This window comes from Pseudoalteromonas rubra (genome assembly GCF_000967655.1).
In the GTDB taxonomy this organism is placed as follows: domain Bacteria; phylum Pseudomonadota; class Gammaproteobacteria; order Enterobacterales; family Alteromonadaceae; genus Pseudoalteromonas; species Pseudoalteromonas rubra_A.
Genome location: NZ_JXYA01000021.1, coordinates 92,227 through 117,874, shown reverse-complemented (window position 1 = coordinate 117,874; position 25,648 = coordinate 92,227). Strand labels below are relative to the sequence as shown.

Sequence of the window (25,648 nt, the reverse complement as noted above, 5' to 3'; positions counted from 1 at the left end):
CCTAGATATCTTACGATATACCAACTTAGGTAGCTTGTTCCCTACGCAGGCATTAACCTGATCAGGTCCACGGATCCCGCAATACTGCGATCTCAGCCCAGATGGGCACTCCGACAAGTAACGAACTGTGAAAAAGTGTACTGAATCGCGCCTAGTTAGTCAAAGGCTCTGCGTCCAGTGCTTTAAATTGCCAGGTTTGCTGGCCATTAAGGTGTAACTTATTGTTCTGAATCGTGACAGTCACGCCCTGCTGTAGCATGTCCAGAAACTGCATCTCCCGCGCATCCAGCACATCACCGCAGGACTTTCGGGTCATCCCCAGCTGACTCAGCTTAAGGGTCTCAGACGCCATGTTGCCCTCGGCAAAAAACCGATTACACCCAGCAAAACCAACCACCTGTAAGGCATCCAGAAACTCGATTTCTATCGGTAAGGCCTCTGTAACAAGACGACCATCAACCTGAGCTAACTGCCAGTGAGAGTGCTTAAGCTGTTCCCTGGTTACCTTCCCTGTACTGGAACATGCCATTAATACGCACATCAGGCATAAAAGAATGGAATTTTTCATGGTAAACCAACCGCTTAAAATATGATTAATATTATAACGTCAGCCGGTGTGGAAAAGGCAGTAAAAATCTGTAATTTTCTGCCTTTTTAGTAAAAAAATCAGACGAAAAGCTGATCAATTTCCTCAGGTAGGAACGGACGCCCCCGTTCATTCACGGATGTCCCGGTGACAACCGCATCCAGCATGAGCTTGTCGTCTGCGGCGCGGATAATACGCTGAATAAACGCGAACTTCAGTTTACTGACCCGCAGTGTTTCAACTTCAACATAAAATGCGTCCCCCGGTTTCAATGAATCTTTATAATTCATTTCAGAGCGGATCACCACCAGGTTGATTTTTTGCTCTGCCAGTGCAGCAAAATCGACGCCGTTGGCAATCAAAAATTCATGCCTGGCATGCTCCAGATAATTAAAATAGACACTGTTATTCACAATGCCCTGCAAATCACATTCGTAATCCCTGACTTTGAAATCAAGCTTAAATGTCATGGCTTTTCCTCTTCACTAAGTTGCCGAATTTATAACACATATTAACTGTTAACTGGTCGGGCTTTTGCTACACTGTGCGCAATCAAAAATGGAACAAGATAAGACATGAAGCTTAAACTTTCTTTGCTTAGCATCAGCCTGTTGGCTGCCCTGTCAAACCAAGCCGCCGCTGACGAGTTACCGACAGCCGCGCCCCTTGAAACCATTGAAGTCACCGGCGACTTCCAAAGAGAATCTCTGCAAACACTGAGTGCCAGCGCCAGTGTGATGGGTGAAGTTGAAATGACCCATCGCGGCGCCAGCTATCTGGATGAACTATTAAATAGCACTGCCAATGTGAACTTTACCGCAGGCGCGTCACGCGGCCGCTTTGTGCAGATCCGTGGTGTAGGACTGCGCTCTCAGTTTGTTGACCCAATTACTCCCAGTGTGGGTATGCTGGTCGATGGCATTAATTACTCCGGCCTGGGCGGCAGTGCCTTGCTGTTTGATATTGATCAGGTGACCTTGTATCGCGGCCCTCAGGGAACGCGTTTTGGCGCCGATGCCATGGGCGGGATCATCGATCTGCAATCTCATGCCCCAACCCAGGACAGCGCCTTAAAACTGCGCCTTGGCGCGGGTAACTACAATAGCTATGAAGCTGGCCTGGCGGCAGGCACCGGATTAACGGACAGCACCGCAGGACGTATTAGCCTGTATCAACGCGGCTCCGACGGCTATGTCGATAACCTGTATCTGGATAAGCCAACTCAGGATCAGCAAGAACAACTGGCCCGCGTTAAACTCAACAGCCAGCTGACAGATGCGCTAACAGTGAACCTGGCCGTACACCACATCGATATCGATAATGGCTATGATGGCTTTACGCTGGACAATACACGTCACAGTGTGGCTAACCTGCCAGGTAAAGACACCCAAGAAAGTGATGCCTTTGCACTTAGCGCCCTGTATACCGGCCTGAGTGCTTTTGATATTGAGTTTCAGGGCACAGGGCTGCAAGCCGATACAGAATATAGCTACGATGAAGACTGGACCTGCCATGACGCGACCCAGCCGAAGCTATGCGCCGCAGGCCTGCACCCGGACCACTACGAAAGCTTTGACAGCTATCTGCGCGATCACGAACGTGGCTCGCTGGAAGTCAAGCTAATGGACAAGCAGGGCGACTGGGTGCTCGGTGCTTACGCACAGCGTCGTGATGTCGACCTGACCCGTCAGTACACCTGGCTGAGCAATGATTTTCGCTCCAGCTATGATGTCTCCAGTCAGGCGCTATTCGGTCAAAAAGTCACGCATCTGAATGATCAGACCCGACTGATCACGGGATTGCGAGTGGAACGCTATGACAGTGAATACCTGGATACCAATGGTTTTGCCATAGATCAGGATGACACTATGGTCGGTGGTAAGCTGGCGCTGGAGTATCAGGTTGTGCCTCGCACCATGATCTATACCAGCCTGAGCCGGGGTTATAAGGTCGGCGGCGCCAATGGTGAAGCGCTGGCCAAAGCCAAAGATGAAGGGTTCAGCATTCCGGCCTCAGCATTCTCGTTTGAGCCAGAATATCTGTGGAATGCGGAATTTGGTGTAAAAGGTCAGTCTGAAGATAAAAAACACACACTTGCGGTCACAGCATTCTATATGGAACGCGAAGACATGCAGCTTAAACAGTGGCGCATTGACGGTGTACAGTTTGCCGGCTTCATTAGCAATGCCGGTAAAGGCGAAAACTATGGTCTGGAAATCGAAGGCCAGCGCCTGATCACGGATCAGCTGACGCTGAACTACAGTCTCGGCTATCTGGACACTAAAATAGAAGACTTTGTGACCACCTCAGGTGCCAACTTCGATGGTCGTGAGCAGGCACAGGCGCCCAAGTATCAGTATGCCTTCTCGGCAGACTATAGCGTGCTGGAAAACCTGGTGCTGAGTGTGGGTGTCGAAGGTAAAGATGATTACTTTTTCTCGGACAGCCACAATGAGCAGGCACCGAGTCAGAACCTGATCAATGCCAGCGTAAGTTATTATGGTGAACAATGGTCACTGACAGCCTGGGGTCGTAACCTGGCCGACCGTGATGTCCCGGTCAGGGGCTTTTACTTCGGCAATGATCCACGCGATGGCTACACGGCGCGAAACTACGTTCAGTACGGTGAGCCGCGAGTCTTTGGCCTGACCTTCACGTACGATTTGTAAGTCCCATATCAATTCGAACGAGTATGAAACAAAAAAGGCGCTCAGTGAGCGCCTTTTTTAACGGTTAATACCCGCTAATTATTCTGGCAGGTTACGACCGTAGAATACTTCCTGGATTTCGCGATTCAGGCGCTCACGGATCTGCTCTTCCTCTTCTGTGTCCAAATCATCCGTTGTGATACCAAACAGGTAGGTATTCAGATCGGTTTCTTTGAGCATCATCTTAGTGTGGAACAGGTTTTCCTGATACACATTCACATCCACCATGTGATACGCCTCTTTGGTATCTTCGGTCATGTAGTTCTGGATAGAATGAATAGCATGGTCAATATAGTGCTTTACGCCATTGACGTCGCGGGTGAAACCACGCACACGGTAATCAATGGTGACCACGTCTGATTCCAGCTTGTGGATCAGGAAATTCAGTGCCTTCAGCGGTGAAATAATGCCACAGGTCGATACTTCAATATCGGCACGGAAAGTACAAATACCATCGTGCGGGTGTGCTTCTGGATACGTGTGCACACAAATATGGCTTTTATCCAGATGCGCAACCACAGAATCCGGCAACGGTCCTGGTGTTTCGTTGCTGTCGAACGTTTGCTGCTCTACCGGCTCTTCCGATACCAAAATGGTGACACTGGCGCCCTGCGGATCATAATCCTGGCGGGCAATATTCAGTACATTGGCACCAATGATATCGACTACGTCGCGCAGAATATCGGTCAGGCGATCGGCACTATACTGCTCATCGATGTATTCCAGATATTCTTTACGCTGCTGCTCGGTCTTGGCATAGCAAATATCATAGATACTAAAGCTTAAACTCTTAGTTAAGTTGTTAAAGCCATGGAGTTTAATTTTATCAAAGGGCTTGTTCACGATAGACCCACCTTAAAACGTGAAAATCTGCGCTGCAGAAATAAAAGTTCGCGGATTTTATACGAAAATAGCGTCGCAAAAAAGACCTATTTCGCGCTGTTTTCAACCACTTCGTGGCTGTGAGTAATTTCTACCGCTTTTTCAAGCATTAAGGCTACCGAACAGTATTTTTCAGCAGACAATTGCACTGCGCGCGCCAGGTGCTTTTCTGACACATTATTGCCAGTCACCACAAAGTGTAGATTGATTTTGGTGAATACTCTAGGCGCACTGTCCGCACGCTCTGCGCTCAGCTCCACAGTGACATCACTGACGTCTTGCTTGGCTTTTTTTAGAATACTGACCACATCCACAGATGAGCAGCAGCCTGCCGACATCAACACCATTTCCATCGGGCTGGGCGCTGCGCTGTCAGCGCCTGCGTCGAATACCACATTATGACCAGAATGAGAGCGACCAATAAAGGTATCTCCGTCAACCCACTTCACACTTGCTTGCATGTTTATTATTCCTCGAGTTCCTAAAACTAATAACACCGCCAATAGGCGGTGTTATATTTGATACATAGCAGCGACGACTGCGTCAGTTTATTGCATTGTCGAACAGGTTTTTCACCAGCCCGGCGAATTCCTCAATAAACTCTCTTTGCTCTTCAGTAACGCGCTGCTCAGTGACGCTGGAGAGTACTTCCTGCAAATCATACACAATGCCGTCAACTTCTCTGACTATCAGGCTACGTTGTTCGGTCGTCAATCCGGTATGTTGCTCACAGAGGCGGATCACGTGCTCAGCAATCACATCTTCTATTAACTCCAACACCTTAGGTGCATTGGCTTTCACCACACCCGGCTTCTCAAACAAGGCTAAGTGTTGCGTTAGGTACATGACTAACTCATCGTATCCTTGTTTATCTAAAACCATATATTGCCCACCTGAATGTATCAATGACATCTCCTATTGATTTAAGCAGAAACTAGTTTTGATTGCTACTTTTGATATTTGCAGACCAACAAAAAAGCAGCCGAGTTGACGCTTGGCTGCTTTTTTCAATACTAAAGGGTGAGAAAATAAGTATTTATTCTCTCTGAGTAAGATTTTACTCGATAGTCAGGCCCGGACTCAAGGTGCCTGGCAAAGTCACTTTGTCCAGCTCAACCGAAGCCACCGGGTATGCACAGTAGTCTGCTGCATAGTAAGCACTTGCTCTGTGGTTACCAGAAGCACCAATACCACCGAATGGTGCGGCACTAGATGCGCCTGTAATTGGGCGGTTCCAGTTCACGATACCTGCACGGCTGCGACGCAGGAAGTGCTCATAATCGGCCTGGTTATCACCCAGTAAACCGGCAGACAAACCAAAGCTGGTGTCGTTGGCTTTTTCAATTGCGGCATCGAAATCGCTGTATCGGAATACTTTCAGTAACGGGCCGAAGTGCTCATCATCAGGGAAGTCGGTGACCTTAGTACACTCAATGATGCCTGGCGTTACAAAGCCTGTGCCTTCAGTGTGTGTCAGCTCAAGCAAAATCTCACCACCAAGCTCAACCAGCTGTTGCTGCGCAGCAACCATACCAGCAGCGGCATTGTTAGAGATCATTGAGCCCATAAACGGCTGATCTTCGGCATCATAATTACCGATCTTGATTGCTTTAGTGGCTTTCAGCAGTTGCGCCAGGATCACATCGCCCTGTTCGCCTTCTGGCAGGAACAGTTTACGCGCACACGTACAACGCTGACCGCTTGAGATAAACGCTGACTGGATGATGTCATGAACGGCTGCTTTGGTATCAGCAACGTCTTTGACGATCAATGGGTTGTTACCACCCATTTCCAGTGCCAGAATTTTGCCAGGCTGACCTGCGTACTGCTCGTGCAACAGGTGGCCGGTACGTGAAGAACCTGTGAAGAACAAGCCGTCGATGCCTTTGTGTGACGCCAGGGCTTTACCTGTTTCTACTTCACCCTGTACCAGGTTGATCACCCCTTTTGGCAGACCTGCCTGCTCCCATAGCTTCAGCGTCAGCTCTGCCACATAAGGCGTCAGTTCTGAAGGCTTGAAGATCACTGTGTTACCTGCCAGCAGGGCCGGTACAATGTGACCGTTTGGCAGGTGACCCGGGAAGTTATAAGGACCAAATACCGCAACTACGCCGTGCGCTTTGTGACGAATAACCGCACGACCCACTGGCATTGGGTTTTCAACTACGCCGGTGCGCTCATGATAGGCTTTTTCAGAAATCGCGATTTTACCAACCATGGCGCCCGCTTCAGTGCGCGTTTCCCACAGTGGCTTACCGGTTTCCTGTGCAATGGCCACAGCCAGTGCTTCACTGTTTTCTTTCAGTAGCTCAGCAAAGCGCTTAACCACGGTCAGACGCTCTTCAAACGCCAGCTCACCCCAGCTGTAGAAGGCTTCGCGGGCCGCTTTTACGGCACTGTCAACTTGCTCTGCCGTTGCCGCGTTGGCACGCCAGATCTCTTCGTTATTGGCCGGGTTTACCGACGCAAATGCTGCGCCTTCACCTAAGCGCCACTCACCATTGATAAATTGTGCTGCGTGTGTTGTCATAATTCTTTCCCAATTAAAGAGTTGCAATACTAACGGTGTCACCGTCAGCGATCTGCAGGGCCTTCGCCACCGCACCAGGGATGGCAACTTCTGTTGCTTTTTCTGGCAGCGCTAACGTCAGTGCCGTCGCACGATATCCCGCTAGTTTATCATTAGCTATCATGACGGGGGAACCTTCTGCGTCAATCTGCATCGCATCGTCAATGCGCACTGTGTACTTACGCACTTCGCGCACTGTGCGGATGTTGTCAACTTTGGCTTCTACCGTGGGACCTGCGTCGAAGATATCGACATAGCCATTAAAGGTAAAACCTTCGCTCTTTAGCAGTTCAATCGCCGGGCGCGTGTTGTCATGCACTTCACCCACCACTGACTGGGCTTCTTTGCTCAGCAGGTTGACGTAGATAGGGTACTTAGGCATCAGCTCGGCAATAAAGACTTTTTGACCAATGCCAGTCAGGTAGTCCGCTGTCGGGAAGTCCATCGAGAAGAAGTGCTCTTCCAGCCACTGCCAGAATGGGCTGTCGCCATTCTCATCAGACACGCCGCGCATCTCGGCAATCACAGTATCCGCAAAGCGGTCACGATGTTGGTTAATAAACATGAAGCGTGACTTAGACAATAACTTGCCATTCAGCCCGCGGCGGTATTTATCGCGCAGGAATAATGTGCACAACTCAGTGGCACCGGTGTAGTCATTACACAGGGTCAGAATATCCACTGCTTTGTAAACATTCAACGTCCGCGATGAGTGGATCACTTTACTTAAGTGGTAGTGATAAAAGGCATCATCAAGACCCACTGCAGCTTCGATGGCACTGGTGCCAACCACTTCACCGGTTTCACTGTCTTCAAGCACAAACAGGTAACCTTCATCAAAAGGCACGTCTGTTTCTTTGCCGAATGAAGCAACTGAGCGTTCGATCTTGTTTTGCAGCAATTCTTCATTGACCGGCAATGAAGTAAAGCCATGCCCCGACTCCTGGGCAATGTTCAAAAGCGCTGAATAATCGCTTTTCTGGATTGGGCGAAGGATCATCATGAGCCCGCTTACTCCTCAAAAAATGTAGATAGCTGAGTCGCACATTAAGTGCGACCCACATGTCACCGACTGGTATTAGGCGTTGTTTGCAACCACTTTGGCCACAGCCGCTTCAAAGCGTGCCATACCTTCACGGATATCCGCATCAGGGATCACCAAAGAAGGGGTGAAACGCACAACGTTTGCACCGGCAACCAAAGACATGACGCCCTGGTTAATACCTTCTACCAGGAATTCTTTCGCTTTACCCTGATATTTGTCGTTCAGTACACCACCCAGTAGCAAGCCTTTACCACGGATCTCACTGAACACCTGGTGCTTCTCGTTGATCTCGTTCAACAGCTCGCGGAACAGCGCTTCTTTGGCTTTAACGCCATTCAGTACTTCCGGAGTGTTGACTGTGTCCAGTGCCGCTTCTGCAACGGCACACGCCAGCGGGTTACCGCCGTAGGTTGAACCGTGTGTACCAATCTTCAGGTGCTTGGCAATTTCAGTAGTGGTGATCATCGCACCGATTGGGAAACCGCCGCCCAGCGCTTTAGCTGTGGTCAGGATATCAGGTGTTACACCCAGTCCCTGATAAGCATATAGGTCACCAGTACGGCCAACACCGGTTTGTACTTCATCAAAAATCAGCAGCGCGTTGTGCTTATCACACAATTCACGTACACCTTTTACGAAGTCAGCTTCTGGTGAAATGATACCGCCTTCACCTTGTAGTGGCTCCATCATTACCGCACAAGTGTTGTCTGAGATCAGCGCTTCCAGTGCCGCCAGATCATTGTAGTCGCTGTGCACAACATCGCCCGGCTTAGGACCAAAGCCATCTGAATACGCAGCCTGACCACCCACGGTTACAGTGAAGAAAGTACGACCGTGGAAGCCTTTATTAAATGCGATGATTTGTGATTTGTGCTCACCGAAGTTATCCAGTGCCCAACGACGCGCCAGTTTTAACGCGGCTTCGTTGGCTTCTGCACCAGAGTTTGCAAAATAAACTTTGTCTGCGAAGGTCGCATCAGTCAGTTTTTTCGCCAGGCGAAGCGCCGGCTCATTGGTCATGACGTTAGACAGGTGCCAGATTTTTTCGCCCTGCTCTTTTAGCGCTGCAACCAGTGCCGGGTGACAATGACCCAGACAATTTACTGCGATACCGCCCGCGAAATCGATGTATTCTTTGTCATTTTGGTCCCATACACGTGCACCTTCACCTTTAACAGGGATTACTGCAGAAGGTGAATAGTTAGGCACCATTACCTGATCGAAAAGTTCACGATTGATAGTCATTTTGATTCCTCATTTTGGTGAGTACAGCACTCAACCGGGGCAGGCAGTGATACATGAAATCTCAGCGACAGCGATGTAAAAGACCTGAATTTGTCCCAATTGGTGCAAAATTCATACGCTCATTATTTCAAAAAAAAGCGCATTTGTCTCATATTAAACATCGCGCGAGCCCTTTATATTCAAGGGATTAGTATATAATTGCAGTCTCAGTGAATAACTATTAAGGCGTCCATAATTAACGCCCCTATAACTTCAAGGCGTTTACTGAGATCTGTTACTTGCCCGCAATGAATGAATAAGCGAGAAAAAAGTGTGGTTTTTTTTAAAGAATTGTCAATTGCAGGCTTTGCAGCGCTGTTTTTGACAGCAGATCTTGCTCTTGTGTGGTGAGCTGATTGTAAGCGAGCCAGTCTTTGGCTTCATCTGCCTCCAGCAAATGGGTGTCTTTGAGTACCTGATATTGCGCATAGCAATAGGCTTTACGCACCACCTGGGTGAGTGGCAGTTGCTCCGCGGCATGATTATGCGCCTTTGGCAGATAGCTTTGCGCAAACTCTTCCATCACGGCATTGAACGGCAAGTATCGAAATTCCATCCGCTCTATCAAATACTGTGACACGGTTGCCGAGTGCTCCAGTAACAAGTTACGCAGAAACAAGGGATCGGGCTCCAGACCCACCAGTGCAGTGTGCAGATCTTTTTGCTTTTTATCGCGCGCGATTTTAACTTTGCCCTGCCAAACCCGCTCAAAAGTGCGCAGATATAACCGGGTCAGCGCAATTTTACCGACATCCAGTAACATCCCCAGGGTAAACGCATGCTGCGCTTTGACATCATACAGGGGGGCCAGTGTTTTGGCGGCAATGGCGGTTGCCATGCTCATATCGCGCAGTTTGCGCTTTAGCAGCGGGAAAGGCTCGGTTGAATGTGGCATCCAGTGGCGCATCGCAAAGGTCGGGATCACCATTTGCAGGTTTTCCAGCCCCAGGTAGCGTAGCGCCAGTGCGGGCGTGTCAACTTTGACCGTTGTGCCTTTGGCACTCTTTTTACGATACTGAGGCAAGTTGACCAGCGAGACCAAGTCGCGCCCCAGCCAGGACAAATCGTTGACCAGTGGCTCTAACCGGCCGACTGACGCCGATTTAACCGCCAGAATATCCAACACCGTAGGCACGGCTTCCTGGATCCCCACCACTTCATGGTAAATCGTGTCTAAATCTTCCAGCTGCGTATTGATGGCCGCTTCTATGACCTGATGCAAGTGGGTACTGGCTTTGGCAATATATTTATGATGACTGGTACTGCGCTCCTGACGTTTAGCAGACGCTGCAAGCTCTACCTCAAGCATAGTGCGTTGTGGTATGCGCTCACCAAAATTCATATCAAAAGTATGAATATAGCCTATCTGCTGCTGAGCAAAGTTATGGCTAATTAGTACATCATGGGCACGCTCTGCCAGAGCCTGTGCTATCCGAGATTGCCTAATGTCATCAGTCATCAATTATGTTCTTTTTCGGTATTGTCGGGGTTGCTTTTTAAGGTTAGAAGCGACTTATAAAGTTATCAAGTAGCTGCAGGCCATGCTCCGTCAGTATGGCTTCAGGATGAAACTGAACACCTTCCAACGCTCGCTCAGTATGGCATAAGCCCATGATTTCATCTAGTTCACCCGCACTATTTTGCGTCCAGGCCGTGACCTTCAGCGCATCGGGTAAAGTGTCTGGCTGCACCACCAGCGAGTGATAGCGGCACACCTCAAACTGCCCGGGTAAACCTTTAAAGGATCCGCTGTGATTATGCACCAGTGTTGAGGTTTTACCATGCATGACCTGGCTGGCACGCACCACCTTTGCGCCCAGTGCCTGCGCTATGGTTTGATGGCCCAGACAAATGCCGAGAATGGGGATCTGCCCCTGAAATGCGTCAACCACTGACAAGGATATCCCCGCTTCATTGGGCGAGCAGGGTCCGGGTGAGATGACAATATGATCCGGGTTTAATGCACGAATGTCTGACACTGACAGCGCGTCATTACGATGCACCACCACCTCTTGGTCAAGGCGTTGAAAATATTGCACTAAATTGAATGTAAATGAATCATAATTGTCTATCATAAGTAGCATACTGCGCTATCCTTGTGATGGCATTGTAAAGCGGTTTGCGTGTTATTGTAGCATGCCGGGCCCGGCTACTGGCCCGATGCCTTAGTGGCGGGTACCTGGCTTTCTTTTTGATAACCCGACGCCCCTTTAACGATATATCTGAGTTGCCAGATCAAGCGCTCGGTTAATTCTGCGCGCTGCTGGGCATCCTGATCCAAAGCTTCTGCCCCTGAGCTGAACACCAGTGTCACCATGGCTTCTGCCTGCATATACGCATGATTGGCATCACAAGGGGTCTCGGTCTCCAGGTAGTGAGACAGCTCCATGATGAAGTGCTTGATCTCTCTGGCGACGGCAGCGCGAAATGCAGGCGAGGTGCCGGACCGTTCGCGCAGCAGCAAGCGAAACTGGTTGCTGGATGTTTCGATGAACTCCATAAAGGTCAGCACAGACGTGTGGATCACGCTTCCGCCCCCTTTAGCGATCCTGCGCCGCGCCTGACGCATCAGCTGACGTAATGTTAAACCGGCCTCATCCACCATGGTCAGACCGAGCTCATTCATGTCCTTAAAATGGCGATAAAACGACGTAGGGGCAATGCCGGCCTCGCGGGCCACCTCACGCAAACTGAGATTGGTAAAGCTATGCTCAGCACTGAGCTGATTAAACGCCGCCTCTATCAGCGCCTGACGGGTTTTTTGTTTTTGCTGGGCACGGACACCTGACATGGTCGCAGTTCCTATAATTTATTAGCTCAGATCAATAATAGTGGGAGTCTAATACTTGACGGCGCAACTTTGAAATACTATTTTAGCGTACAAGTGTACGCTGAGATTTTTAAAAATGAAAAAACCCCCGTTATTGTGGACTAATGTCTTATTCTTTAGTCTGTCCTTTCTTGCTGCGATTACGTTAGTGCCCTGGTATGGCTTTGAGTATGGTTACACGGCGACCCACTGGATTGCGTTTGTGGGCTGTATGTTTTACGCCGGTATGTCGATTACCGCAGGTTATCATCGCCTGTGGGCACACAAGGCCTACGATGCCCACCCTGTTATTCAGGTCTTCTTTGCCTTTGGCGGCGCCTTTGCACTGCAAAACAGTGCTCTGCACTGGAGCAGCGACCACCGCATTCACCATGGCCAGGTCGACGATCCGATAAAAGACCCCTATGCGGCAACCCGCGGATTCTGGTACAGCCATATCGGCTGGATGCTCCGAGACTATCAGGGTGAAAGCTATGGCGATTACAGCAATGCCCGTGACTTACAACGCAATAAAATCGTGATGTGGCAACACAAACACTACCTTAAGCTGGTCCTGCTGACTAATATTGGTATTCCGCTGGCACTTGGCCTGATGCTGGGTGACGTCCTGGGCATGTTGCTATTAGCTGGCGTACTGCGCCTGGTACTGAGCCAGCACTTCACCTTCTTCATTAACTCACTGGCTCATATCTGGGGTAAACGTCCATATACCGAGAAAAACACCGCCCGGGACAATGGCTTTCTGGCACTGCTGACCTACGGTGAGGGCTATCATAATTTCCACCACATCTTTGCCAGTGACTATCGCAACGGCATTCGCTGGTATCATTACGATCCCACCAAGTGGATGATCCGTGGTCTGTCGTATCTTGGTCTGGCCAGCAAGCTCAAGCGCACACCGGTTGAACGAATAGAAAAAGCCAAAGCAGAAACCTTGCTGAATAAGACTAAAGTTACCCTGGCAAAATTGCCTTTGACGCAGGATAAGCTTACATTGTTACAACAAGAGTATGATTTACTGCTGAAAAAACTTCAGCATTTCTGTGCCGTGCAAAAGCAGGTACTGGAAACGAAAAAGCATGCTATGCGCGAACAATGCGAGCAGTCAGCCCTGTTAAAACAGTATCAAGAACTGGAGCAGGCCTGGCAGGCGCAGAAGCAGGCATGGCTGGCATTAAACTCGAGGTTGTTAAAGGGCGCCACCAGCTAACCCTAAAAGCGGCCTCACAAGTCATTATTTAAGGTGAGGCCGTGACTAAGAAAACCTCCACAAAAGTACCCACGCAACAAGCATCCTACCAGTATGATGCGATCATCATTGGCACAGGCCCCGGCGGTGAAGGGGCTGCCATGAACCTGTCCAAAAGCAATCGTAAGGTTGCCGTGATAGAGCGGCAAAAGGATGTCGGTGGCGGCTGTGTACACTGGGGCACTATCCCGTCCAAAGCACTGCGCCACTCTGTCAGCCGTTTAATCGAATACAAAGCCAACCCACTGTTTCGCTTTAGCGAGCGCCCGCAACGCCTGACCTTTCAGGATATTTTGCACCATGCCAGTGATGTGATCAGCAAGCAATCCAGCCTGCGTTCCAGCTTTTATGATCGCAACCGCATCCATTTATATCAGGGTGATGCCACCTTTGTTGACGCCCATACCATTCAGGTGCAGCATCTGGACGGCTCACAGGAGCTGCTGACTGCGCAAACCATAGTGATTGCGACCGGCTCTCGCCCTTATCGTCCACCCGGCGTCGACTTTAACCACCCACGCGTCTATGACAGTGATACCATTTTAGACTTAACCCACAACCCGCAGCGCGTACTGGTTTACGGTGCCGGGGTGATCGGCTGTGAGTATGCGTCTATATTCAAAGGCCTGGGTGCCAAAGTGGATCTCATCAACACCCGCGATCGACTGCTGTCGTTTATGGATGACGAGATCTCCGATGCACTGAGCTACCACTTCTGGAACAGCGGTATTGTGATCCGCCACAATGAAGAATTTGCTAAGGTTGAAACCCAGGACAAAGGTGTCGTACTGCACCTGCAGTCCGGAAAAAAGGTCAAAGCAGACTGTATTTTGTGGGCCAACGGCCGAACAGGTAATACCGACGCACTGAACCTCGACGCCATCGGCCTTAAAGCCGACAGCCGTGGTCAGCTCAAAGTCAATGAACATTACCAGACTGAAATCGACAATGTGTATGCCGTGGGGGATGTGATTGGTTACCCAAGCCTGGCCAGTGCGGCCTTTGATCAGGGTCGTATTGCAGCGCACGCCATTGTTCATGGTAAGTGCGATGACCGCCTGATCACCGACATTCCAACCGGGATTTACACCATTCCGGAAATGAGCTCAGTGGGTAAAACCGAACAACAGCTGACCGCCGCCAAAATTCCTTATGAAGTTGGCCGGGCGCAGTTTAAACACCTGGCACGCTCGCAGATCACTGGCACCGAAGTCGGCTCACTTAAGCTGCTGTTTCATGCTGAAAGCAAAGAAATTCTCGGGATCCACTGTTTTGGTGAGCGCGCCTCGGAGATCATTCACATCGGCCAGGCCATTATGGAACAAAAAGGCCAAGGCAATAATGTCGAGTACTTCGTCAATACCACCTTTAACTACCCGACTATGGCTGAAGCCTACCGGGTCGCAGCACTCAACGGCCTGAATCGGTTATGTGACTAACCTTGACCAGATTTGAGCTGCGCGGTTAAAAGCGCAGCTCAGCACTGGCGCGCCACAGTTGTTCTATTTGTCGCGTAGGTAAATTAAAATCGGCGCGGTTTGCCACCTTAGACTCCAGATATTGAAATTCCATTCCAACATGCCAGTGCTCGCTTAGCTGCCAGCGACCTGTCAGCGTCACCGCACCTCCCTCGCTGGTATTCGGGTCAAAATCCCAGAAGTCTCTGTCTTTGACATCAAACTGCTCCACCCGCCCACTGACACGGTAATCCTGCCATTTATGGGTCAGCAGAATAAACTGGCTGCTAAAGTCGTTATCCACCCCACGGCGCTTGCCCATCGCGGTATTACCGGCCATAGCCTGCATCACAAGGTGTGTTGAGCGAGTGATCTTGAAGCGGTAAGCCGCACTGTAAAATTTGGTATCCCAGGCATATTGTCCGGTGTGATAGTTCAATACACTCGGGTCGCCGTTATTGTCGTACCAGTACAGACGTAGCGTATGACGCTTCTGATAATCCCAGTGCGCACCAAGGTAATAGCCAAACCGGCCATCCACCTCAGTAAATGGCTCCGTTCGCCACGCCTGTTTTGCCAACGGCGGTGCGTTTAGAGCATTAATGGGCGCAAACGCAATGGCTTCGTTGAACACACTTTGCCGGTCGTGCACAGCCCAGCCACGCCAGGCCAGCAAAGTCCCGGCCGGATCATTGCCCTTGTACAAGGCACCAACCAGCTCCCAGTTGTGGCCTGTACGCTGGCGTCGCGACAATCGATTGTCGCTGTGCTTAAAGCTCACTTCCGTACCAAAGGTGCGGATCTCCTCACCGAGCCAGGCATTAATGGCACTGTAACTGTAATTGTAGGGAGACGACCAGCCGATATCCGGGTTTTCCAGCGACATTCGCGGATAAAAACCACCAAAGCGGGCCTGCCACTGCCTGGGCCCTTTATTCAGGGTGTGGTACTGAGCAAACAGCTCGGTAAAACCCAGCTTGCTATCCGGATCAGGTACATATTGTGCGCTGGCCAGTAGTGACCAAGTGCTACCCAGCTCCGTGCGCAAATCAATTGCTGCTCTGCTGAGATTCAGCCGCTCCGACTCAGTACCAAAGCGGTTAACTGATACGCCCCGGTTATACCAGGCGGCATATTCACTGTTGCTTTGCCAGCTTGCCTGAAGCACGCCCTTGTACTGAACAGTGTTTGCCTGTGCCGCCGCACTGAACAATGTACTGAGACTTGCCAGTGTCAGCCAGTGAAGTAATTTATTCATAGTCATCAAACTCATCGCTGAAATCGTCCTGGAACATGCCAAGCGCCTGGCGCAATTGCACGTTAAGTTGCTCGCCCGCTTTGACTACCGACAACCGCTCACTTTGGGGCTTGTCGAGATCAACAAACCCTTCATGCCAGACTTTCAACTCGACGTTGTTGAGCTGCCCCGCAGGTAATGGAATCTGTGCCTTGCCCTGTGCATCCGTCACGGCAAAGTGGGTTGAATCAACCACCAGAATGTATCCCAGCATCCAGTCATGGATATTACATCCCAACTCAACTGCGCCGGTCGCTGCAAAGGTCAGCGCCTGAGGCTGGTCGCGGTAAAGCTTAAACTCGAAGGTTTTTGCGGGGGAAAACGAGTAAACATGGTGCAAAATCGAATCATAGTTAGGAAAGGACACTTGCGCTTGCTTGGGCACAATCAGCAGGTGCGGTTCAAACGCCCGGTTTTTTTGGCCCATTTTATAACTGCGCTTGAGGACCTCGGCGTCGCCTGCCAGACCTTGCCCGGTTAACCACACCGCAGCCCCTGGCAGTGCCTGGCCTTGATTATCCAGCACCTGTACTGAAAGCTGCCCAGCCACTGCACTGGTTGCGGCCAGCAACAAGGCAGTCACAGACAGACTAAGAATATGTTTTAATTGAATCATTGCCTAAAAGCTCCTTGCGGTCTGGGTTTAGTATAGGCCACAGATGTAGACCGGACGACTGTTAGTTTCCATTCATCGCATTTTCAAACTGAATACGTATGCAGACAGTTCATCCCCCGTGAAGGATAACAGTATGCTAAACGCTCACTCACATTTGCAACCGAGATAGTTTATGCGATTAGTCTTCAGTGCAACAGGCATTGCCGCCACCCTGGTAGCCGGATTATTTACCAGTGCTACATACGCTGCGACACACAGTGTCAGCTCGCCCGATGGTAAACTGACCTTTCAGATCAGCGATGATCATAGCCAACCCAGTTATCAGGTCACCTTTAACAATAAAGCGGTGATCAACCCCTCCAGGCTGGGCTTTGATTTTGCCCGGGCACCGTCGTTGCGTGATGGCCTCACTATCAGCAGCACCCAACGCAACAGCGCAGATGAGCGCTGGCAACAACCCTGGGGTGAAGCACGAGAAATACGCGACCATCATAACGAGCTGGTCGTGACTCTGGCAGATAGCCAGTCAAAACAAGCACAATACCAGCTCAGAGTGCGGGTGTTTGATGACGGCATTGGTTTTCGCTACGAGGTTGCACACGATTCTGCCCGTTATATTACCCGGGAGCTGACCGAATTTGCTGTCGCTGACAGCGATAAAGCCACCGCCTGGTGGATCCCGGCCCGCGGCTGGAACCGTTACGAGTACACATATAAAACCACCCCGCTTCACGACGCGGCCCATGTCCATACCCCGTTCACACTCAAGAACAAAGATGGCGTACACGTCAGTATTCACGAAGCAGCCCTGGTCGATTATGCTGCGATGACCCTGAACCAGCGTCGCCCCGGTACGTTTATCAGCGACCTGACGCCCTGGTCAGATGGCATTGCGGTAAAAACCAACGGCCAGTTTAACACCCCCTGGCGAACTATCCAGGTGGGCGCACAGGCTACTGACTTGCTCAACTCCCGCCTGATCTTGAACCTAAATGAGCCTAATAAGTTAGGCGATGTATCCTGGGTGGAACCAGGTAAATACCTCGGCATTTGGTGGGGCATGCACATCGGCAAAAACACCTGGGGCAGCGGTGAAAAACATGGCGCAACCACAGAGCGCACCAAAGAATATCTAAGCTTTGCCGCCGAGCATGGCTTTGATGGCGTACTGGTGGAAGGCTGGAATACCGGCTGGGACGGCGACTGGTTCTATAATGGGGATGTCTTCAGCTTTACCGAAGCGTATCCGGATTTCGATTTAGATGCCATTGCCAAGCATGGCGAACAAGTGGGTGCCCGCCTGATAGGTCACCACGAAACCTCGGGGAATGTCAGCAATTATCGTGACCAAATGGCAGATGCCTTTGCTCTGTACGAAAAAGCGGGTGTCCGTCAGGTGAAAACCGGCTACGTGGCCGATGGTGGCAACATCAAACGCATTGATGAACGTGGCCATGCTCGTTTTGAATGGCACGATGGCCAGTTTATGGTCAATGAGTATCTGGACAATGTGAAACTGGCGGCTAAACATAAGATCAGCATTAATACGCATGAGCCAATAAAGGATACGGGATTGCGCCGCACCTACCCAAACTGGCTGACCCGTGAAGGCGCACGTGGTCAGGAGTTTAACGCCTGGGGCACTCCACCGAATCCGCCTGAGCACACCACTATGCTGGCCTATACCCGTATGCTGTCGGGTCCGATGGACTTTACCCCGGGCATTTTTGACATGAGTTTTAATGGTCTGGGCGATAAAACTAACCGGCCACAAACCACCCTGGCAAAACAACTGGCCCTTTATGTGGTGCTGTACAGCCCGGTACAGATGGCCGCCGACTTGCCGGAAAACTATCTGGCCAGAGCGGATGCCTTCCAGTTTATCAAAGACGTGCCGGCAGACTGGGAGCAGAGTATCGCGCTGGCAGGTGAGGTAGGCGACTATGTGGTGTTTGCCCGAAAAGAGCGTAAACGCGGCAAGTACTCAGGCAAAGACTGGTATTTAGGTGCCATCACCGACGAGCAGGCCAGAAGCATTGACGTCAAGCTCGATTTCCTTGAGCCGGGCCAGCGCTTCGAAGCCCAGATCTATCAGGATGGTCCTAAGGCGGAATGGAAACACAACCCTTACGACCTTAGCATTGAAAAACAGATTGTTACAGCACAGGATACCTTAACGCTGAAGCTGGCCACCAGTGGCGGCACCGCGATCCGCTTTAAGGCCCTTTAAAGCACGCATGAAAAGCCGCCCGCACCGGGCGGCTTTTTTATCAGGCCGTCGCTTTTTTGAGATGCGGGGTAATAAACTGGCTCAGCAGCAAAGAACACCCAGCAAGTGCCGCGCCAAAGTAAAATACCAGAGACTGATCATACAGCCACACCACGCCAAAGCTGGCCGGGATCACCACGGCGGCAATATGGTTAATGGTGAAACTGACACCCGCAGTGGCCGCAATGTCCTCCGGCTGAGCAATTTTCTGGAAGTAGGTTTTCAGTGCAATGGCCATGGCAAAAAAGATATGGTCGACCACGTATAATACCGCCGCCAGCTGTGCCGACTCCACCAGCGCATATCCCACAAACACCAAAATTAAGCCGGAATATTCCAGGGTCAGTGCCTTTTGCTCACCGATACGATTGATCATCTGGCCGATTTTTGGGGCAACGAAAATATTCACAACATGGTTGAGCATATACAGCGCGGTGATCTCGGCCACATCAAAACCAAACTTTTCGACCATCAAAAAGCCGGCAAACACCATAAAGATCTGTCGACGGGCACCGGAGAAGAACGTCAGAATGTAATACAGGCTGTATTGCTTTCTCAGGATCAGCTTTTTATGCTGGGTCGCCTGCTGAACAAAGTGTGGGTGTGTCGCTGCCATAAATAATGTCAATGCCAGTCCGGCACCGCCGAAGAACACATAAACCCAGACATAATCGGTGGCCAGCCAGGTGAATGCTACCCAGATCAGGCCAAAGGTAACCAAAGAGGCCATAGATTTAATCGACAGCAGTCGACCTAACTGCTCCGGCGCTTCTTCCTTAGAGAACCATTGCAGGCTCAGCGACTGATTAAGCGTTTCGAAATAGTGAAAGCCGATCGACATCAGCACTGTTGTGGCATACAGGCCATATACGCTGGGGAAAAACCCCGTCAGTGCGACCCCGATTGACAACAAACATAAACTCACCAGCGCAAAAGTTTGTTCCTTCAGCACCAGCAACACAAACACCGCCGTAAACGCCAGGAATCCTGGGACTTCACGTAGTGACTGCAACATGCCGATGTGGGCGCCGGTGAACGCGGCCTGTTCAATCGCAAAGTTATTAAGTAAGGCATTCCACGCAGAAAACGTCATTGCCATGACAATGGTCGCCAGTACCATAAAACTCATCGGCGAAGGCACAAAGAGTCGGGTTGGGTTTTTCATTCACAGTCCTTAAGCACATTGATTGCCGTTATTAGCCCGGTTAGTATATGAGCTAGGCACGCTGGCTAATATGGAAAATCATGACACAAAGTTTATCAAATCGGACAGATGCTTCCTGGCGCAGTGTGTCCAGCCGGTTTAAACGTAAGACACTGGACCGGCCCGTCTTCCCCCGACCTACCACAATGTCCGCCAATGAGCACGTACGGGCGCATAGTCATCACTGGGGGCAGATCACTTACATCAGCGATTCGGTCATGACCATTTTCACGCCACAGGGCACCTTTGTCATCCCGCCACAGCAGGCGTTGTGGATCCCACCCCACCTGGAGCATGAAACCTTCTGCCGCTATGGCGGACATTTTCGTAGTGTCTATATCGACGAAAAGTATGCTGAGATCTTGGGCGATCAGGCGAAAACCCTGGTGGTTGATCCCCTGCTCAAAGAAATGATCCTGACCATCTGCACCTGGCCCGAAGACTATCTGCTCGATGATAAAACTGAGCGCTTTATCCAGGTGTTTATCGACAGACTGGAGCTGGCGCCCACCAGTGCGTTTTTTATTCCCAAAGCGGATGATCAGCGGCTGTTGCCGATAGTCAGTGAACTGTACGCTAACCCGGGCTGCACGCTCACGCTTGAGCAATGGGGTGAGAAGGTGGGGGCATCGGCCAGAACCCTGAATCGCCTGTTTCATAAAAGCTTTGCCATGAGCTTTAGCCAGTGGAAGCAAAAGCTCAGGGCGCTGCGTGCGGTAGAGATGCTCACCGCCGGTGAAACCCAGCAGGTCATCGCCCAGCAGCTGGGTTTTGAATCCAGCTCCGCATTTAACAGCGCGTTTAAAAAGTTCTTTGGTACCACCCCCCGCCAGTACCTAAAACGTTAGGGCTGATTATTCACATACAATGCCTGCAATGGTCCCGTTTCCAGCCAGGCACGCATCAGTTGACTTTGGCTCAGTGAAAACATTTTCTGTCCATTGTCATAAACGTTGGTACTCATAAAGTTCATGGTCAGATCCGCATTCACACATTCCGTCTGCACTAGTCCGTCACAGCTCAGATGACGATGGGTGTTTTGGTCATTCCAGGGGGGATTAGTATGACCAATTAGGCCCAGGAAATGACCCAGCTCATGGGTCAGGGTTTTGCCCTGATCATAATTCGGCTCTCTTGGTGCAATGGTGCCAAACAGCCCCTGCTCTATCGACACGCCAATATATTGTTCAGGCGCTATGCCCGGGACATGCGCCCTGCCCGCAAGGACAGGCTCATTAAAGCGGGTGCGTGAGATGCCCACCCAGATATTAATATAGCGATCTGTCGGCCAGGCATCCGAACCGCCGGCATCGCTGCGGGCAAATGGGTACCCCTCCAGCGCAAAGACACTGGCCGTGGCATCGACCCTCACAATCCCTGAGTGAGGCTGGCCATCCGGATCTGTGTCGGCCAGATAAAACTGGATCCCGGTGTCTGCAACAAAGGGAGTATAAGTTTCGGGAATGGTCTCGATTTCAGCACTATTTTTGCCCCGAAAATGCAAATTGGTCGCCCGTAGCTGAGATAGGATCTGCTCATCGCTGAGTTCAAAATAGCCATTATCCAGCACATGTACCACGACCGGTAAGCGGATCCGCGTTACTGACTCAGGATCGGGAAGATAAGGTAAGAATAACGCACTCACTGTGCAGGCCCCCGTCACCTCAGAAATACGATAACGACCTTCTGTTAGCACCCCATTACAACCTCCGACGCGCTCCAGAATATGGTCACTGTTGGGTGTAAAGACAAACTCAGCGGCACTACCATAAGCCACCTGCTGAGAGCTGGTATCCACATTCCCTCCCTGACTGACGGTTGCATCCAGGCGGTAACGAATCGGCGAAAAACGTGCAGTCACCTGACAGTTTTGCTCGACCCGCTCCACCTTGTAAGCCACGCCGGTGCGCTTGCCCGCGCAACCACTTAGCTCGGTCAGCTCATAACCCGCCTGGGGTTTCGCGACAAACTCAGCGGTTTTGCCCTTGCTAACCTTTAACTCTGCGGGTTCCAGTGCCCCACCCCCTGCACTGACTGTTGAGACAGTCAGTAACTGCGGCGTTTCATTCACCGGCGGATTATCATCACTGCCACCTGAGCACCCGGTCAATGCGCTCAGTGTCATTACCAGTACCCAGTGACCCGTCGAAATATAATTCATCGTTCCTTCTCCATTATCTTATGGCGTTGAAAAATCCAACAGTACCTAGCTTATTATAGGTACGCTGTGCCCGTAAACTGTTATGTCGCTGGTTAAAAATGTCGCAATTTGTTACCCGCATAGTGAACACTGGGCAGACTTTGCGCAATTGAGCCCCCTGTGCTGTACAGTCACGCAAGAGCCAAGTACTCTGAGCCTCTTTCTTCGTTGTAACCTGTATGGGGTGTCATGAGCACAGCATTTTCACGCCGATTTACTACCTTGATCGACCAGTTTAGCGCCGGCAACAAGCGCCAGTTTGCGCAACTCACGGGTAAGTCTCCTTCACATATTTATCGTATTTGCCGTGGCCTGAGCCGTCCATCGGTGGCTTATCTGGAGCATTTGTATAGTTTATTCAATATCGATTTGAACTGGTTGCTGACCGGCGAACAGCCCGCTGAGCAATCCGCAGTGAGCGGCTCTGGAGACATGCTAATGGTGCCTAAGCTGGATGTGGAAGCCAGTGCCGGTTTTGGTAGCATCAATGGCAGTGAAGATATCACAGAGCAGTTTGCCCTGAATAAGCGCTGGCTTAGCACTCAGCTGGGCGTGCACAGTGAACAACTGGCGTTTGTGACTATTCGCGGCGACAGTATGCTACCAACTTTACAGCACGGCGACATGGTGCTGGTTGATTTAAGCCAGCGTGACGCGAATAAACGTGGTGTATTTGTGCTGCAAACCGAAGATGGTCTGATGGCTAAACGCTTACAACAGCACCGGGATCATATTAGCGTTGTGAGTGATAACCCAGAGTACCCGGCCTGGCAGATCCATGCCGACAATGCGCAGCAGCATGGTATTGCAGGCAGGATAGTCTGGTGTGGCCGCAGTATGTGATCCATATACAGCAAAAAGCCAGCAGAGTTGCTGGCTTTTTTGTGTTCGTGAGCAGTCTGATCACGGGCGTGGGATGAAGCCCACCGCTTCATAAGCGGCTTTTAGCGTTTGCTCTGCGCGAGCTCCTGCTTTTTCAGCGCCATTACGCATGATCTGATCCAGTAATGCCTGGTCTTCGCGGATCTCTCTGAAGCGTGCTTGCATCGGCTCCAGCATCGCCACAACGGCATCGGCGGTGTCTTTTTTCAGGTGGCCATACATTTTGTCTTCATACTCAGGTACCAAATCAGCCACATCGCGCTTGGTCGCCACTGACAACAGCGTCAGCAGGTTAGAAACGCCTGGCTTCTCTTCCCGGTCAAAGTAAATACGCGCCTGCTCATCTGAATCCGTCACGGCTTTTTTAAGCTTTTTCTCAATCTTCTTCGGCTCATCCAGCAGCATGATATATGCATTGGGATTATCGTCCGATTTAGACATTTTCTTTAACGGATCCTGTAAGCTCATTACCCGCGCTCCCAGCTCAGGAATATACGGCTCAGGTACTTTGAATACGTCACCATATAGGTTGTTAAAGCGCGTTGCGATATCACGCGTCAGTTCCAGATGCTGTTTCTGATCTTCTCCCACGGGGACCTGATCGGCCTGATAAAGCAGAATATCCGCAGCCTGAAGTACCGGATAAGCAAACAAGCCCACATTAACATTGTTGGTGTTTTTCGCTGACTTGTCCTTAAACTGAGTCATGCGGTTCAGCTCGCCCATTTGCGCATAACAATTCAGTACCCAACTTAACTGAGCATGCTCTGGTACTTGCGACTGGACAAACAGCGCCGATTTTTCAGGGTCGATACCACAAGCCGCATACAGTGCGATACCATCTAAAACACGCTCACGCAGGGCACTTGGCTCCTGGCGTACTGTGATGGCATGCAAATCAACCAGCATAAAGAAACAATCATGATCTTCCTGTAGCTTAAGCCACTGGTTAATGGCACCCACATAATTGCCTATTGTCATACCACCGGTTGGCTGAATGCCACTTAACACTACTGGTTTAGTCATTGTGTTCCTTTACTCCTATCTAGTTTAAGGTCGATTTAAAATGGGGATTATATCCAAGAAGCCCTCACAGAGGTACTCTGGATTAAACTGGGTCAGGTCCAGCCCTTGATTGTACCCATATTTAAGTGCAATCACAGGCATTTTTGCAGCCTGAGCGGCCAGAATATCACTTTTTGAGTCACCCACCATGATGGCATCTTGCGGTGCGATATTAAGTTGCTCACAGGCAGACAACAGCGGCTCAGCAGCTGGCTTTTTAGGGCCATCATCGCCACATACCACTACATCAAAGTGCGTGCTCAGATTCAGGTTCTCGAGCAATTGCAGCGTAAATTCGCGGCTTTTATTGGTTACCACAGCCTTGGGGACATGGCTGAATGCAGACAGTACTGTTTCGACATTGGCGTAGAGCAAAGAGTACTGACCTACCAGCGCCCGATAATGTCCGGCAAAGCGTTCTTGTGCTTCGGCCACCAGGCGCGGCGGTAATTCTGCGTTAATCTCATTGCTACCACTGAGACCACGGTGTACCAATACATCAATGCCATTACCTACCCACTCAAGCACCTGAGTGCGGCTGACCACCGGAAAAGCCACTTCCGTCAGCGTTAAATTCAGCGCCATATACAAGTCATGTGCACTGTCGACCAAAGTGCCATCGAGGTCAAATAGAATACCCTGGTAACGCATTAGCCCACCTTAGCGAGCTCTGAGCGCATCGCATCAATGACTGTCCGATAGTCTGGTTGATTAAAAATCGCAGAGCCGGCAACGAACATATCGGCGCCAGCCTCTGCCACTTCTGCAATATTGTCGACTTTTATGCCGCCGTCGACTTCGAGACGAATTTTGCGGCCACTGGCTTCAATACGCTCACGTACCTGACGTAGCTTATCGAGCGTCTGAGGAATAAAGCTTTGTCCGCCAAAACCCGGATTCACAGACATCAGCAGGATCTGATCCACTTTGTCCATGACGTAATCGAGGTAATGCAATGGCGTTGCCGGGTTAAGCACCAATCCGGCCTCACACCCTTGCTCCTTAATCAGTGCCAGGCTGCGATCAATATGTTCACTGGCTTCAGGGTGAAAAGTAATAATATCAGCACCCGCTTTGGCAAATTCAGGGATCAAGCTGTCCACTGGCTTAATCATCAGGTGAACATCAATGGGGGCTGTGATGCCATAATTACGCAGCGCCTCACAGATCATCGGACCAAAAGTCAGATTTGGCACGTAATGATTGTCCATCACATCAAAGTGCACAACATCCGCACCCGCAGCCAATACTTTGGCGACGTCTTCACCCAACCGAGCAAAGTCGGCAGACAAAATGGACGGTGCAATTAAGAACTCGGATTTATTATTGTTCTGCGACATACTACCCCCTGAAACAAAATGTCAGCGGCTACTGTAACCCATCTGAACGCTAAAAACACCTGATTGTTAGCGGGACATATTTTGCGAGCAGAGGCACTTTTTACAGGACAAAGCGATTGTTTAATAAATATCCATAGTGTATTATTTAAGGATAACTATTCACTG

The 25,648-nt window shown here is 50.5% G+C and carries 24 protein-coding genes and 1 riboswitch; of the genes, 6 read left to right on the top strand and 18 right to left on the bottom strand.

Annotated elements, in window-relative coordinates; all coding sequences use genetic code 11:
- Positions 1-21: 21 nt before the first annotated feature.
- Positions 22-123: riboswitch (TPP riboswitch) on the bottom strand.
- A gap of 28 nt (positions 124-151) precedes the next feature.
- Positions 152-568 carry an META domain-containing protein gene (locus tag TW77_RS10650; RefSeq protein ID WP_046004958.1) on the bottom strand — a complete coding sequence of 139 codons (417 nt, stop codon included), beginning with the start codon at positions 566-568 and terminating at the stop codon, positions 152-154.
- Positions 569-666: 98 nt separating this feature from the next.
- The gene (locus TW77_RS10645; protein ID WP_046004957.1) at positions 667-1,056 is read right to left on the bottom strand and encodes an acyl-CoA thioesterase; all 390 of its coding nucleotides are present in this window, start codon (positions 1,054-1,056) and stop codon (positions 667-669) included.
- A 105-nt stretch (positions 1,057-1,161) separates the two neighbouring features.
- Here TW77_RS10645 and TW77_RS10640 point away from each other — a divergent pair, with 105 nt between their 5' ends.
- Positions 1,162-3,255 (top strand): TonB-dependent receptor, encoded by a 2,094-nt coding sequence (locus TW77_RS10640; protein ID WP_046004956.1) that lies wholly within the window; start codon positions 1,162-1,164, stop codon positions 3,253-3,255.
- A gap of 78 nt (positions 3,256-3,333) precedes the next feature.
- Here the strand turns inward: TW77_RS10640 and speD are convergent, their stop codons facing one another.
- The 9 genes from speD to fabR all read right to left on the bottom strand — a co-directional run bounded on the left by speD (position 3,334) and on the right by fabR (position 11,865).
- Positions 3,334-4,137 carry an adenosylmethionine decarboxylase gene (gene speD, locus TW77_RS10635; protein WP_046004955.1) on the bottom strand — a complete coding sequence of 268 codons (804 nt, stop codon included), beginning with the start codon at positions 4,135-4,137 and terminating at the stop codon, positions 3,334-3,336.
- Positions 4,138-4,223: 86 nt separating this feature from the next.
- Positions 4,224-4,637, bottom strand: a complete 414-nt coding sequence (locus TW77_RS10630; RefSeq protein ID WP_046004954.1) for an OsmC family protein — start codon at positions 4,635-4,637, stop codon at positions 4,224-4,226.
- Positions 4,638-4,719: 82 nt separating this feature from the next.
- On the bottom strand, positions 4,720-5,058 hold the full coding sequence (locus TW77_RS10625) for a DUF3802 family protein (RefSeq protein WP_046004953.1): 339 nt from the start codon (positions 5,056-5,058) through the stop codon (positions 4,720-4,722).
- 175 nt (positions 5,059-5,233) lie between these two features.
- Complete coding sequence (gene astD, locus TW77_RS10620; RefSeq protein ID WP_046004952.1) at positions 5,234-6,706, bottom strand: succinylglutamate-semialdehyde dehydrogenase; 1,473 nt, start codon at positions 6,704-6,706, stop codon at positions 5,234-5,236.
- 13 nt (positions 6,707-6,719) lie between these two features.
- Positions 6,720-7,748 carry an arginine N-succinyltransferase gene (astA, locus tag TW77_RS10615; RefSeq protein WP_046004951.1) on the bottom strand — a complete coding sequence of 343 codons (1,029 nt, stop codon included), beginning with the start codon at positions 7,746-7,748 and terminating at the stop codon, positions 6,720-6,722.
- A 75-nt stretch (positions 7,749-7,823) separates the two neighbouring features.
- Positions 7,824-9,035, bottom strand: a complete 1,212-nt coding sequence (locus TW77_RS10610; RefSeq protein WP_046004950.1) for an aspartate aminotransferase family protein — start codon at positions 9,033-9,035, stop codon at positions 7,824-7,826.
- A 322-nt stretch (positions 9,036-9,357) separates the two neighbouring features.
- Positions 9,358-10,533, bottom strand: a complete 1,176-nt coding sequence (locus TW77_RS10605; RefSeq protein ID WP_046004949.1) for an HDOD domain-containing protein — start codon at positions 10,531-10,533, stop codon at positions 9,358-9,360.
- A gap of 43 nt (positions 10,534-10,576) precedes the next feature.
- Positions 10,577-11,158, bottom strand: coding sequence for an anthranilate synthase component II (locus TW77_RS10600; RefSeq protein ID WP_046004948.1), 582 nt, complete (start codon positions 11,156-11,158; stop codon positions 10,577-10,579).
- Positions 11,159-11,223: 65 nt separating this feature from the next.
- Positions 11,224-11,865, bottom strand: coding sequence for an HTH-type transcriptional repressor FabR (gene fabR / locus TW77_RS10595; protein WP_046004947.1), 642 nt, complete (start codon positions 11,863-11,865; stop codon positions 11,224-11,226).
- A gap of 115 nt (positions 11,866-11,980) precedes the next feature.
- Between fabR and TW77_RS10590 the strand changes: the two genes are divergently transcribed.
- Together TW77_RS10590 and sthA are read left to right on the top strand one after the other, a co-directional pair.
- Positions 11,981-13,114 carry an acyl-CoA desaturase gene (locus TW77_RS10590; RefSeq protein WP_046004946.1) on the top strand — a complete coding sequence of 378 codons (1,134 nt, stop codon included), beginning with the start codon at positions 11,981-11,983 and terminating at the stop codon, positions 13,112-13,114.
- 41 nt (positions 13,115-13,155) lie between these two features.
- Complete coding sequence (gene sthA / locus TW77_RS10585; RefSeq protein WP_046004945.1) at positions 13,156-14,592, top strand: Si-specific NAD(P)(+) transhydrogenase; 1,437 nt, start codon at positions 13,156-13,158, stop codon at positions 14,590-14,592.
- 25 nt (positions 14,593-14,617) lie between these two features.
- On the opposite strand, the gene TW77_RS10580 is transcribed toward sthA, so the two are convergent.
- Both TW77_RS10580 and TW77_RS10575 read right to left on the bottom strand, forming a co-directional pair.
- Positions 14,618-15,868 carry an outer membrane beta-barrel protein gene (locus tag TW77_RS10580; protein ID WP_240479480.1) on the bottom strand — a complete coding sequence of 417 codons (1,251 nt, stop codon included), beginning with the start codon at positions 15,866-15,868 and terminating at the stop codon, positions 14,618-14,620.
- Positions 15,861-16,523: a methylamine utilization protein gene (locus TW77_RS10575; protein WP_046004944.1), complete on the bottom strand. Its 663-nt coding sequence runs from the start codon at positions 16,521-16,523 to the stop codon at positions 15,861-15,863. Before TW77_RS10575 ends, TW77_RS10580 begins: the two co-directional genes overlap by 8 nt.
- Before the next feature lie 172 nt (positions 16,524-16,695).
- Here TW77_RS10575 and TW77_RS10570 point away from each other — a divergent pair, with 172 nt between their 5' ends.
- The gene (locus tag TW77_RS10570) at positions 16,696-18,753 is read left to right on the top strand and encodes a glycoside hydrolase family 97 protein (protein WP_046004943.1); all 2,058 of its coding nucleotides are present in this window, start codon (positions 16,696-16,698) and stop codon (positions 18,751-18,753) included.
- A gap of 40 nt (positions 18,754-18,793) precedes the next feature.
- Here the strand turns inward: TW77_RS10570 and TW77_RS10565 are convergent, their stop codons facing one another.
- Positions 18,794-19,957, bottom strand: coding sequence for an MFS transporter (locus TW77_RS10565; protein WP_046004942.1), 1,164 nt, complete (start codon positions 19,955-19,957; stop codon positions 18,794-18,796).
- Between the two features lie 80 nt (positions 19,958-20,037).
- Between TW77_RS10565 and TW77_RS10560 the strand changes: the two genes are divergently transcribed.
- Positions 20,038-20,844 carry an AraC family transcriptional regulator gene (locus tag TW77_RS10560; RefSeq protein WP_046004941.1) on the top strand — a complete coding sequence of 269 codons (807 nt, stop codon included), beginning with the start codon at positions 20,038-20,040 and terminating at the stop codon, positions 20,842-20,844.
- On the opposite strand, the gene TW77_RS24240 is transcribed toward TW77_RS10560, so the two are convergent.
- Positions 20,841-22,157 (bottom strand): InlB B-repeat-containing protein, encoded by a 1,317-nt coding sequence (locus TW77_RS24240; RefSeq protein WP_052713141.1) that lies wholly within the window; start codon positions 22,155-22,157, stop codon positions 20,841-20,843. The genes TW77_RS10560 and TW77_RS24240 overlap by 4 nt on opposite strands.
- Before the next feature lie 228 nt (positions 22,158-22,385).
- On the opposite strand from TW77_RS24240, the gene TW77_RS10550 reads away from it, so the two are divergent.
- Positions 22,386-23,039: an XRE family transcriptional regulator gene (locus tag TW77_RS10550; RefSeq protein ID WP_046004940.1), complete on the top strand. Its 654-nt coding sequence runs from the start codon at positions 22,386-22,388 to the stop codon at positions 23,037-23,039.
- A 60-nt stretch (positions 23,040-23,099) separates the two neighbouring features.
- Here TW77_RS10550 and trpS read toward each other — a convergent pair whose 3' ends face one another.
- From trpS to rpe, 3 genes are read right to left on the bottom strand one after another with little or no spacing between them, the layout of a single operon-like run.
- Positions 23,100-24,104, bottom strand: a complete 1,005-nt coding sequence (gene trpS / locus TW77_RS10545) for a tryptophan--tRNA ligase (protein WP_046004939.1) — start codon at positions 24,102-24,104, stop codon at positions 23,100-23,102.
- Positions 24,105-24,128: 24 nt separating this feature from the next.
- Positions 24,129-24,794: an HAD-IA family hydrolase gene (locus tag TW77_RS10540; protein WP_046004938.1), complete on the bottom strand. Its 666-nt coding sequence runs from the start codon at positions 24,792-24,794 to the stop codon at positions 24,129-24,131.
- Positions 24,794-25,483: a ribulose-phosphate 3-epimerase gene (gene rpe, locus TW77_RS10535; protein WP_046004937.1), complete on the bottom strand. Its 690-nt coding sequence runs from the start codon at positions 25,481-25,483 to the stop codon at positions 24,794-24,796. Before rpe ends, TW77_RS10540 begins: the two co-directional genes overlap by 1 nt.
- Between the last annotated feature and the right edge of the window lie 165 nt (positions 25,484-25,648).